Annotated in this window: 6 protein-coding genes; 5 read left to right on the plus strand and 1 reads right to left on the minus strand. The window is 62.0% G+C overall.

The features are described from left to right. Positions 1–12 precede the first annotated feature (12 nt). The 3 genes from BN1241_RS13255 (at position 13) to acpS (ending at position 9,544) form a co-directional block, all read left to right on the plus strand. Positions 13–5,157: a fatty acid synthase subunit beta domain-containing protein gene (locus tag BN1241_RS13255; protein WP_230198277.1), complete on the plus strand. Its 5,145-nt coding sequence runs from the start codon at positions 13–15 to the stop codon at positions 5,155–5,157. A gap of 62 nt (positions 5,158–5,219) precedes the next feature. Next, a complete protein-coding gene (locus BN1241_RS13260) occupies positions 5,220–9,089 on the plus strand; it encodes a beta-ketoacyl synthase N-terminal-like domain-containing protein (RefSeq protein ID WP_230198278.1) in 3,870 nt (1,289 codons plus the stop codon). 8 nt (positions 9,090–9,097) lie between these two features. Beyond that, positions 9,098–9,544 (plus strand): holo-ACP synthase AcpS, encoded by a 447-nt coding sequence (gene acpS / locus BN1241_RS06050; RefSeq protein ID WP_222704409.1) that lies wholly within the window; start codon positions 9,098–9,100, stop codon positions 9,542–9,544. A 668-nt stretch (positions 9,545–10,212) separates the two neighbouring features. Here the strand turns inward: acpS and BN1241_RS13430 are convergent. Beyond that, positions 10,213–10,347, minus strand: a complete 135-nt coding sequence (locus BN1241_RS13430) for a hypothetical protein (protein WP_261795467.1) — start codon at positions 10,345–10,347, stop codon at positions 10,213–10,215. Positions 10,348–10,666: 319 nt separating this feature from the next. On the opposite strand from BN1241_RS13430, the gene BN1241_RS06055 reads away from it, so the two are divergent. Together BN1241_RS06055 and BN1241_RS06060 are read left to right on the plus strand one after the other, a co-directional pair. Beyond that, positions 10,667–11,332, plus strand: coding sequence for an ABC transporter ATP-binding protein (locus BN1241_RS06055; protein ID WP_054952778.1), 666 nt, complete (start codon positions 10,667–10,669; stop codon positions 11,330–11,332). Beyond that, a complete protein-coding gene (locus BN1241_RS06060; RefSeq protein WP_054952779.1) occupies positions 11,329–12,615 on the plus strand; it encodes an ABC transporter permease in 1,287 nt (428 codons plus the stop codon). The genes BN1241_RS06055 and BN1241_RS06060 overlap by 4 nt, the downstream gene beginning before the upstream one ends. Positions 12,616–12,725: the final 110 nt, after the last annotated feature.

Genomic DNA, 12,725 nt, shown 5'->3' on the forward strand with positions numbered 1-12,725 from the left:
AAAGAAGGAAACATGGCTTCTAGTTTTATTTCACGTCTCGCCTCCGGCGAGCCCTACGTCCTGATGTTTGCTGGCCAGGCAACCCCGTGGCGCGAAACCCTGAGCGAAATTGGTGAGGACTCCAACCTTGCCCACTCGCTCCGCTCCCTCATTGCCGACTCTGACGAACTGCTCGCCCCAATTGCGGCACAGCTCGCTGCCGTTGGGGCAGGCGCTCTCACCCTTGAGAGCATCACGGACTACAACGATCCCGCGAAGTCCGTCCCCGGCATCACCGCCGCACAGTACTCGCTCCTGCACGCCCTGTCCTCGGCCGGTCTCGACATTGGCGTGTCACGTCCGTCCGAGATCCTGGGCCACTCCCAGGGCATCATCGGTGCCGAACTGGCGAAGGCCTGGGTGGAGAAGGACTCCAGGGCGCTCGCTCGCATCTTCGCGATAGCACGTCTCATCGGTGCCGCAACATCCCGCACCTGCCGCACGCTCGGCATGTCCCACCCGACCAAGTCCCCCATGCTTTCCGTCCGTGACGTGTCACGCTCTGACCTGGAGAAGATGGTGGAGGGCACAGGTGCCACGATTTCGATCCAGAACTCGCGCCGCCGCTTCATCGTGTCCGGCACCCCCGCCGTCCTCGAACGCGTTGAACTCGCCGCTCAGGCAGCGGAGAAGGCCGACCGTGCGGAACTGGCCGCGAAGGTGAGGGGTGGCATGCCGCTCGCACCGGTTCTCGAATACTTGGATGTGGATGCTCCCTTCCACCACGAACTACTCCGGCCCGCCTACGACCAGGTGCTGGCATGGGCGAAGACCTGTGGCATCACCGGTGTTGAAGAGCTCGCGTCCGGCGTGCTCCTTGACCCGGTTGACTGGGCCACCCAGGTCCGCACGGCACGCGAGAATGGCGCCACCTGGTTTGTTGACCTCGGTCCCGGCAACGTCGTTGCTCGCATCACCTCCGATGTTCTCGAAGGCACCGGCGCCGGTGTTGTCTCGGCAGGCACCCTGACCGACATTGACGCCCTCGCGGCCCCCGGCCAGGAGCCGGAGAAGACCGCGGACTGGTCGGTGCACACACCGCGCCTGCTCGAACTGCCCACCGGCACGGTTGTTGAGACCGCGTTTTCGCGCCTCACCGGTAACTCCCCCGTTCTCCTTGCCGGCATGACCCCCACGACCGTGGACCCCGAGATCGTGGCCGCGGCAGCGAACGCTGGTTTCTGGGTGGAGATGGGTGGCGGCGGCCAGGTGACCGCCGACGTGTTCGCCAAGAACCTGGCTGGCCTGCAGGAGCAGCTGGATGATGGGCGTACGGCGAAGTTCAACGCCATGTTCATGGACCGCTACCTGTGGAACCTGCAGTTTGGTGGCCAGCGGGTCGTGTCGAAGGCACGCGAATCGGGCGCTCCGCTCGACGGCGTTGTCGTCTCAGCCGGTATCCCCGAGCTTGATGAGGCTCCGGAGCTGATCGCTACCCTCCAGTCCGAGGGCTTCAAGTACATTGCGTTCAAGCCGGGCACGGTGGCCCAGATCCGCCATTCGCTCTCCATTGCCCGCAACGTTGACGCCACGATTATTTTGCACGTGGAGGATGGTCACGCAGGTGGTCACCACTCGTGGGAGAACCTCGACGACCTGCTCCGCTCCACGTATGCGGAGATCCGCCGTCAAGAAAACGTCATCCTCTGTGTCGGTGGCGGCATCGGCACTCCCGAGCGCGCCGCGGACTACATTTCGGGTGAGTGGGCGCTCACCTACGATCTTCCTCTCATGCCGGTCGACGGTGTCCTCATCGGCACCGCAGCCATGACGGCAAAGGAAGCCAAGACCCAGGATTCCGTCAAGGAACTGCTCGTCAAGACGAAGGGTGTTCCCGCGTCCGAGGGTGGCTGGGTTGGTGCCGGCCTTTCAAAGGGCGGCATGACCTCCGGTCTGTCGCACCTGCGTGCCGACATGTACGAAATCGACAACGATGCGGCCGCCTGCGCCCGCCTCGTGGCCGAGGTTGAGGGCAAGCCCGAACAGCTGAAGTCCCGCCGCGGTGAAATCATTGAGGCTCTCAACAAGACCTCGAAGCCCTACTTCGGTGACCTGGGTGAAATGACCTACGCCGAGGTGGCAACCCGGTTCGCTGAGCTTTCGCACCCGTGGGTGGATCCGTCCTGGCTCACCCGCTTCCACGAGCTGCTGCAGCGCTTCGAGGCACGCCTCTCGCCTGCCGATCACGGCCCCGTCACGACCCTCTTCCCCACGGAAGCAGACGTTGAAGCAGGACAACCCGCAGCTAATCGCCTCATTGAGGCATACCCACTGTCGGAGGAGCTGACCCTCACCCCGCTCGACTCGGCCTGGTTCATTACACTGTGCCGCAAGTACCCCAAGCCCATGGGCTTCGTTCCCGCAATCGACGATGACCTGCTGCGCTGGTGGGGTCAGGACTCGCTCTGGCAGGCCCAGGACGACCGTTACGATGCGAACGCGGTACGAATCATTCCCGGCCCGCTGTCCGTCGGTGGCATCACGACCGTCAACGAGCCGATCGCCACGATCCTTGGCCGCTTCGAGGACGCAACAATCGAGCGCCTCGACGGCAAGGTAGAGAAACTGTCCGCCTACTCTCGCCTCTCAAACGCGAAGGACGCTGCCGAGTACGTGCGTGCCATCCCGTTCATTTCCTGGACCGGGCACCTCATGGACAACCCCGCCCACATCCTCGACCCTTCCGCATACGATCTGGAGATCGACGGCAATAAGGCGACGATCACGGTCAACCTCGACACCTACTGGGATGGTTCGTCCGCCTCGGTGCACGCCGTGCGTGAGCTCGTTGTGCCGCTGCTGCTGCCGGACTCGGTCCGCGACGGTGGCGTGCCCGTTGTCGACGAGGATCGCCTGCCCACCTCGATGTTCAACCTGCTCGCCGGCACCGCCGGTGTGGGCAACGTTGGCGTCACGGGTGACGAGATCACGGCACTGCCGACCATGGTTGATTCCGAACTGTCGGAGTTTGGCGAGGCCCACTACTCGTTCAGCTTCCCCGCCACCCTCGGCCCCGATCACGCGGCCGTGACGGCGAATGCTCTCAACCTGGATACGGCCACAATCGTTCCGGATGCTCTGCTCGGACCCTGCTGGCCCGCGATCTACGCGGCACTGGGCTCCGCCATCGTCAACGACTACCCGGTCATCGAAGGCCTGCTCAACGCCGTCCACCTCGACCACACGATCTCTTTCGACCGTCCCGTCTCCGAACTCGTTGCGGACCGCATCGACGTCGTCTCCTGGGCCGAGTCGATCAACGAATCGTCCTCCGGCCGCATCGTCGAGGTCGATCTCGACCTGTTCATTGATGGCGAGAAGGTTGGTCACATGGAGGAGAGGTTCGCGATCCGCGGCCGCGCCTCCGGCAACCAGCTCCCCGCCGACCCTCCATTCGCGGGTGGCACCACCGTCGAGGTCGTGGACACCCCGCGTTCCACGCTCCGCAAGGTCAAGGCCACCGCTCCTTCGGACATGACTCCGTTCGCGTGGGTGTCGGGCGACTTCAACCCGATCCACACCTCGCACAATGCGGCACGCGTCGCGGGCCTCAAGGCTCCTCTCGTGCACGGCATGTGGCTGTCCGCCACCGCCCAGCACGCCGCCTCCGCTGCCGATGATCAGGGCAATCGACTCAAGCTCACCGGGTGGACGTACCGCATGTTCGGTCTTGTTGACCTGAACGACGAGGTGGACATTACCGTTGAGCGCGTTGGTCGCCTCAAGGGTGGCGGCCTCGTCCTCGAGGTCACCTGCAAGGTCGGTTCCGAACTCGTCTCCACGGGCACGGCCACCACCTCCGCACCGTCCACCGCCTACGTTTACCCCGGTCAGGGCATCCAGGCCCAGGGCATGGGTCTGGCCGAGCGCGCCTCCTCGAAGGCCACCGCTGACGTGTGGGACCGAGCAGATGCTCACACCCGCAAGGTCCTCGGCTTCTCGATCCTCGCTCTCGTTCGGGACAACCCGACCGAGCTGACCGCGAAGGGTGTTGTGTACAAGCACCCGGAGGGCGTTCTTAATCTCACCCAGTTCACCCAGGTTGCGCTCGCGACCCTCGCGTTCGCTCAGACCGCACGCCTGCGTGAGGCCGGTGCTGTGGTTGATGGTGCCTACTTCGCGGGCCACTCCCTCGGTGAATACAACTCCCTGTCCGCGTACGCGAACGTTATTGAATTGGAAACGGTTCTTGAGCTCGTGTTCCACCGCGGCGCCACCATGCACAACCTCGTCCCCCGTGACGAGCAGGGCAGGTCGAACTACCAGATGGGTGCGCTGCGCCCTAACCAGTTCGGTGTCGGCCACGAGCACGTCAACGAATACGTTGACAGCGTGGCGAAGGCGAGCGGCGAGTTCCTCGAGATCGTCAACTACAACCTGGCTGGCCAGCAGTATGCGATTGCGGGCACCATTGCGGGCCTCAAGGCACTGGCGAAGGATGCTGGTGAGCGTGCTCGCCAGGCCGGCGGTAAGGGCCCGTTCATGCTCGTCCCGGGCATCGACGTTCCCTTCCACTCGGCTGTCCTGCACGACGGTGTTCCGGAGTTCCGCGAGCGCCTGACCGAACTGCTCCCAACCGAGATTGATTACCGGGAACTTGAGCACAAGTACATCCCGAACCTTGTTGCGGTTCCGTTCGAGCTGACGCAGGACTTTGTCCGCACGATCCTCGATGTTGTTCCCTCCACCCAGCTTGAGGCTGTCCTTGAGAACTGGGATGAGGAAATGAAGGACAAGACGAAGCTGACCCGCACCATCCTTATCGAGCTGCTGTGCTGGCAGTTCGCCTCCCCGGTGCGCTGGATTGAAACCCAGGAGCTCCTGTTCTCCAAGGACAAGCTCGACATCAACGAGATCGTCGAAATCGGTCTCGGTGCCGCCCCGACCCTCGCGAACCTTGCCTCGAAGACTCTGGCTCTGCCCGAGTTCAACGACGCCTCCGTCACTGTCCGTAACGTTCAGCGTGACGAAGCGTTCGTTTACCACGAGGACGTCAAGGTCATCGAGGATGAGGAAGAAGTTGAGGTAGCCGAGCAGGCTGCCGTGGCCCCCGCCGCACCCCCCCCCCCCCCCCTCCTTCCTAGCCGAGGACGGCGCTCTCTTTACCCACCCTCCTAGTGGTAAAGAAGGACAGGCCCCGGCCCCCCCCCCCCCCTCCCGCCCCGGCACCTGCCGGTTCGGTGGAACGTCCCGCGGACCTGCCCTACCGAGCATCGGATGCGATCAAGACCCTGCTCGCGTTCGCGAACAAGTTGCGTCCCGAACAGATCGGTGCCGCAGATACGACCGGAACCCTGACGAACGGTGTTTCCTCGCGCCTCAACCAGCTGCTCATGGACTTCTCCTCCGAGCTGGGCTTGGCGAGCGTTGAGGGGGCTGCGGAAGCCGATGTGGCAACCCTGTCCAATACCGTTGACCGTGCGGCCCACAACTACAAGCCCTTCGGTCCCGTCCTGTCCGAAGCAATCAAGGACCGCGTTCGTAAGCTGTTTGGTGCTGCCGGTCAGAAGCAGTCCTACATCGCCGAACGCGTCGGTAACGTGTGGCAGCTCGGCGAGGGCTGGGTGGCTCACACCACCTCGGCCATCCTCCTCGGAACCCGCCCGGGTTCTTCGACCCGTGGTGGCGATCTTGCCACCATGGCAACCGAGGCCTCGAGTGTGAACGACATCAACGCGATCATTGACGCGGCCGTCACCGAAATCGGTGCCGCCCACGGCATTCCCGTCGCGATCCCGTCCGGGGGAGGTGCCGGTGGTGGTGCCACCGTTGACTCCGCGGCACTCGACGAGTTCTCCGAGTCGATCACCGGCAAGACCGGCATCCTCGCCCAGTCCGCACGCCACCTGCTTGGCGCGCTCGGGTTGGACGAGACGGTTCCCGCCTCCTTCGATCATGCGGAAGAGAACGAGACCCGTGAAGCACTGGACGCGATCGAGGCTGAGCTCGGTTCGGGCTGGGTCAAGCTCGTAACCCCGGCATTCGATGCTCGCCAGGCGATCCTGCTCGACGACCGGTGGGCTTCGGCTCGCGAGGATCTGGCACGCCTCTGGGCGGGCACGGAGCTTCCCGAAACGGTTTCCTTCAAGGGTGCCGGCCAGGCCGTTGCCGACCAGGCCACCTGGTGGGCTGGCCAGTCCGACGGTGAGACAAAGGCACGCTTTGGTGAGATCGCCGATGAAGCTCTTGATCAGACCCCGGGTGAATACTCGGGCCAGGTCGCAATCGTCACGGGCATGGCTCCCAATTCGATCGCCGGTGGCGTCGTCGCGAAGCTGCTCGCCGGTGGTGCCACGGTCGTGGCGACCGCCTCCCGCATCAACGCCGCCCGCCTCGCCTTTGCAAAAACCCTCTACCGGGAGAACGCTTCCGCGGAGGCAGCCCTGTGGCTTGTGCCCGCGAACCTGTCCTCCTACCGTGATGTCGATGCTCTGGTCGACTGGATCGGTACCGAACAGTCGGAGACTGTCGGTTCCGATGTCAAGGTGACGAAGCCGGCTCTCGTTCCCGACCTGTACTTCCCCTTCGCAGCGCCGCCCGTGGCGGGCTCGGTGGAGGATGCCGGTCCGGCCGCTGAGAACCAGGCTCGCCTGCTCCTGTGGTCGGTGGAGCGTTCGATGACGGCACTGTCAAAGATTGGTGCGGACACGAATGTGGAGCACCGCCTGCACGTGGTCCTGCCCGGTTCCCCGAACCGTGGCACCTTCGGTGGGGACGGCGCATACGGTGAAGTCAAGGCAGCATTCGATGCCATCGCCAACAAGTGGCAGGTCGAGCCGTGGGCCGAGCGCATCACGATCGCTCACCCCCGCATCGGCTGGGTCGCCGGCACAGGACTCATGGGTGGCAACGATCCGCTCGTTGAGGCCGCCGAGAAGTCCGGTATTCGCGTGTGGACACCGGCAGAGATCTCTTCAGAGCTCCTTGCCCTGTGCACCCCCGAATCGAAGACCAAGGCACTGGAGGCTCCTCTCGATGCTGACCTGACGGGAGGCATGGGCAAGATCAACATCGCTGCCCTCCGCGACGAAGTTGAGACCCCTGTCCTGGCTGAGGTCGAGGATGCTCCCGCAACCCTCCAAGCACTGCCCTCCCCCGTCCGTACCTTCCAGCCGACCGCGCAGTGGACGAAGGTCAAGACCTCGCTCGATGACATGGTTGTCGTGGTGGGTCTGGGCGAAGTCAGCCCCTGGGGTTCGGGACGTACCCGTTTCGAAGCCGAGTACGGCATCCAGTCCGACGGCACCGTGGAACTCACCGCGGCAGGCGTTCTGGAACTGGCGTGGATGACCGGGCTGCTGCGCTGGATGGATACGCCGGTTGCTGGCTGGTACGACACCGACGACAAGATCGTGGATGAGGCCGAGATCTTCGACCGGTACCGCGATGAAGTTGTGGCCCGTTCCGGTGTCCGCACCTTCGTAGACTCGATTGCGATCGAGGATCTGACGAGCCCCGAGGCGGTCGAAATGTTCCTCGACAAGGACGTCACCTTCGGTGTCGACTCCGAGGAAGCCGCCAAGTCCTACGTGGATGCCGACCCGGCCTTCACCGAGGCGCACGAGGTCGATGGGGAATGGCAGGTCACCCGTAAGACCGGTGCCCGCTCCCGCATGCCGCGCCGGGCCACCATGGCCCGCAAGGTGGGCGGACAGTTCCCGACCGACTTCGACCCGACCCGCTGGGGCATCCCCACGTCCATGGTCGAATCGATCGACCGTATCGCTGTCTGGAACCTCGTTTCGGCCGTGGATGCGTACCTGTCGGCAGGCTTCTCCCCCGCGGAGATCCTGCAGGCAGTCCACCCCTCCGATGTGGCGATGACCCAGGGCACCGGCTTTGGTGGCATGACCTCGATGAGGAAGCTGTTCCTGGACCGGTTCCTGGCCGAAGACATCCCTTCCGACATCCTCCAAGAAACCCTCCCCAACGTGGTCGCTGCTCACACGATGCAGTCCTACATTGGTGGCTACGGTTCGATGATTCACCCGATCGGTGCCTGCGCAACGGCTGCCGTCTCGGTTGAGGAAGGTGTCGACAAGATTGCCTGCGGCAAGGCTGACTTCGTGGTCGCTGGCGCAATCGACGACATTTCGGTCGAGTCGATCTCCGGCTTCGCCTCCATGAACGCAACCGCGGATTCGGATGCGATGGCAGCTAAGGGCATCAACGAACGCTTCTACTCGCGTGCGAACGACCGTCGCCGTGCCGGCTTCGTCGAATCCCAGGGTGGTGGCACGATCCTGCTCGCACGCGGCTCCGTCGCTGCCGAGATGGGTCTGCCCGTGTACGCGGTCGTTGGTTTCGCCCAGTCGTACGCCGACGGTGCGCACACCTCGATCCCGGCCCCGGGACTCGGTGCGCTCGCAGCCGGACGCGGCGGAGTGAACTCGAAGCTCGTCAAGAACCTCGCCGACCTGGGTGTCGCCGTTGATGAGATCGCCGTGATCTCCAAGCACGACACGTCCACGAACGCGAACGATCCGAACGAGTCCAGCCTCCACACCCGTCTCGCGGGCGCCATGGGACGCACGGAAGGTAACCCGTACTTCGTGGTATCGCAGAAGACACTGACCGGTCACGCGAAGGGCGGTGCCGCGGTATTCCAGACTGCCGGCCTCGCCGATATCTTCCGCACCGGCAAGATCCCCGCGAACAAGGCACTCGACTGTGTCGATCCGGAGCTTGCTACCTCCCCGGGTCTGGTGTGGCTGCGCGACCCAATCCAGCTGCCCACCACGGTAAAGGCAGGTCTGCTCACCTCGCTCGGCTTCGGTCACGTCTCGGCACTCGTTGCCCTCGTGCACCCGGCAGCATTCGAGCAGGCGGTCCGTCAGGAGCGCGGCGAGGATGCTGCCACGGCCTGGGTGGAGGCTGCGTCGGCACGCCTGCGTGCCGGTGTGCGCCGCCGCGAGGCAGGCATGCTAGGGCATGAGCCCCTGTTCACCGCGATCGAGGATCGTCGCTTCAAGGGTGAGACGAAGGAACTGGAAGCAGCCATGCTTCTCGATCCTGAGGCACGCCTTTCTGAGAGCGGTTTTTTCGAGTGATCATCGGCGTGGGTGTAGACCTTGTCGACATTGAGTCCTTTGCTGAGCAACTGGACTCACCCGGCACGGCCTACACCCGCGCTTTCACCGGCCAGGAGCGCCGCACCGCCACGGTGCGGGCGGCGCTCACCGGCTCCCCACACTCTCATCTAGCAGCCCGCTGGGCCGCGAAAGAATCCTTCATCAAAGCCTGGTCCGCAGCCCTCGTCGGAACCCCGCCCCCACTCAACCAGGAAGACATCATCTGGTCCCATATCGAGGTCGTTGTTGATCGCTGGGGCCGCCCCTCCCTCACCATTCACGAACCCCTGCTCACCACTGTCACCACATCAATTGCGGATATTCACGGCGAGGGTACCCCATCCTGGCATCTATCGATGAGCCACGATGGGGGGATGGCGATGGCAACAGTGATTGCAGAGCATTCTGCCCATGAGAATCCCACACTCAAATAACTCTAAGTTCGCTGGCAGAAGCTCAACAGCTACGCACCGCTACCGAGCAATCAATAGATAACCGAGACCGGTCACCGATTCTGTCGCAGACGTGAAGACGAGGACCCTTCGGCGCCGGTAGGGCAAGCGCTATGAATCCCCAGTAGACACAGCTAAAACATCCCGAGGAACGGGAGGCCGACACGGCAGTTGCAGACGCACAAGTTACATCAACAGCTTGTCGAGGCACTAGCACACACCGGGAACTGACGCAGGGGCATACACCCAAGCTGAGTGCAGCCGCGCATGACCGACTCATCACCACTCAAGCCACTGCACTGCGACTATTCGAGACCGGGCCAATCGTGGGACACGATGAAACACGTGGCGAGACCCGCCTCGAAATTCCCGGCATGTGAAAACTGTCAGCAAGTAGTAATCGCACCAACCAATAAACAGGAAGGTCACCCAGGAGCAGGCGGTGACCTTCCTTGCTACTGATAACTGGGCGGCTTAGCGGCGTGACCCAATCAGTCCGATGTTGGGCGCTCTGTTAGTCATAAATTGAGTATCGGTGCCCCGGATCAATCGCGAGAATCACCATCTGCTCGTCCTCAATAGCGCAGATCACTCGCCAGTCTCCTGCAACAGGATAGCCCATAAGCCCGCCAGACGGTCCGTGAGAGCCTTTATATTCCAAGCGCAAGCATCTGCCACACGGGAGTGACTGGATCGGTGATGCCAACAACAACGTTTTCCATATCGAAAACGGCACCGTCCTGAGCACCGATACGCCGGATCTCAAGGAACCCGATTATCACCACACCCAGGCACGCTATAGCGATACCTGCGACTATTTTCAGCAGAATATTTCGTTGCGACACTAGTACCCTTCAAGAGATGTGAATGCAATCCACGAAAACATCTTTTAAGCCTGATACGCAAGAGCTAGGACATTAAGTTCATAAAATAATATCGACATCGCGATGCGGCATTGCATTGACACCAGATTTATCACAGAAGAAGTTCCTGCAGTCTACGAGGTGCAAAAGTTACTGTTGAAGTTCTCCTGGTTGCGGATGGCTTTGCGCTCATCGAGGGCAACGTGGCAGCGGGAGACACGGTGGAGATTGCGGTGGAACCGTGAGCGTTCTGGAACTTTCGGGCATTTCCAAAACCTATGACGTCAATCCTCCCATCACAGCCCTCAACGGCCTTGATCTCAGCGTTGACCCGGGAGAGAAAGTTGCGATTTTTGGGGAGTCCGGTGCCGGAAAATCCACCCTACTTAACATCCTTGGCCTCCTCGATACGGCATCGGCAGGCGAGTACCGTCTTGCTGGGCTTGATGCCACCAAGCTCTCAGCCAAGCAAACCGACCTCGTTAGATCCGAACACATTGGATTTGTTTTTCAGGATTTTCACATTCTTGGCCACCGGACCGTGGCGGAGAATCTGACGATCAAGTTAGCTATCAGTCAGGTCCCCCGCTCCCGGCGACAATCCCTCATTAGCTCCACCCTCGAGCAGGTTGGACTCTCCCACCGGGAAAACTCACTCGGTAGGCTCCTGTTGGGTGGCGAGAAACAGCGCCTTGCCATCGCCCGCGCCATCATGAACGAACCAGCACTTCTACTTGCCGATGAGCCAACGGGGAACCTTGACTCCCGTCATGCTCACGCAATCTTGGATCTGTTTGATGAACAGGCTGACAAGGGTGCCGCGGTCGTGATCATCACGCACGATGAGCGCATCGCTCGCTGGGCTAAGCGGGTTCTGACACTGCGTGATGGGCGGTTGCACGCATGAGCGGGAATGGCACGTCGCGCATTGACCTGCGTGAGAAACGGATTGGAAGGCGACAATTCTCTATCCAATCTGTACGCGACCTCGCGATCGACGTGGTTATCGAATTGCGTTCACAGGCCGCTAAGACAGCACTTCTGATTATGTCCGTCGCACTCAGCGTCGGTGCTCTCATCTCCTCCATCGGCATCTCTCAGAATGCTGCCGCACAGATCGATGCCGATCTGGCCGCATCCACAAATACCCTCATTCTCGTCACCAGAACCTTGCAAGAGGATCCCGACACCACACAGGCTCTGGGAGACGGGGAGGAATTGGATGGCATGCCGGCACCGCTCCTTTCCTTCCCGGCCGATGTGGAGGAGCGTGCCAACCGTCTCTCCACTGTAGCTGCGACCGGGAGGATCCTTCACGTCTCGGAGCTCACCACTCCTTACATCACCCGCTCAATCGACAGTGCGGTGGCCTGGCAACCCCGAGTGGATGCGGCAACAGCCGGTTATCTCGATGCTGCCGAGATCGATGCGACAAACCTGGCATGGATGCTTGATGGGAAGGAGCGCATTGCCCTTCTGGGGGACGCTGCGGCAGCGGACTTGGGCATACCCGTGACGCGGCACCCCGAGGGCCTCACTGTCACTATTAATGGGATCCACTATTCGGTGGTGGGATTCCTTCCGGACGAGCATCAGCTCACCGGAAGCATTGTTATCCCATACGACCGAGGACTGTCCTTGGTCGGCAGTGATGTCTCAACCGAAATCTTGGTGCGCACTGAGGTCGGTGCAGGCAACCAGATCTCCTCCATTATTCGGCACCAGATCATGCCGGAGAATCCCACAAGCCTCACCGCATCGGGCATCATGACAGCCGATGTGGCACGTTCCCAGGTATCGACTCAACTCACTCAACAGGTGCTCTGGGTGGGCCTGTTCCTCCTAGTTCTTACGATCCTCCTGATAGCGAACTCGATGATCGTCTCGGTTACTTCCCGCACCTCCGAGATTGGTGTGCGCCGGGCTCTAGGAAGTACTCGTACCGGGGTTTCAGCCGTGTTCTGGTTTGAGGGGATGGTCATCGGTTTGCTTGGCGGGCTCGGCGGAAGCGCTATTGCCTCCTGGGTGGTTCTCGCCGCCGCCGCGGCAAGCGGCTGGACAGCTCATCTCAATCTCCTCATGATCATGACCGGCCCTCTCCTTGGTGGGCTCGTTGGTCTTATCGCCTCCGCGTATCCCGCAGTCCGCGCCTCCCACATCCAGCCCGCCATCGCCGTCCGAGCAAACTAGCTAGGGAGTTTCGCTACCTGAATCTCAGAGGTTCTGGTAATTTCTCATCATTCAAGGTTCAAATACTGAGAATTTCCCGCTGACGCCCGCGAACTAGGTTGTGTCCGGGA

Origin of the sequence: Flaviflexus massiliensis (assembly GCF_001375495.1) — a bacterium.
Lineage (GTDB): Bacteria > Actinomycetota > Actinomycetes > Actinomycetales > Actinomycetaceae > Flaviflexus > Flaviflexus massiliensis.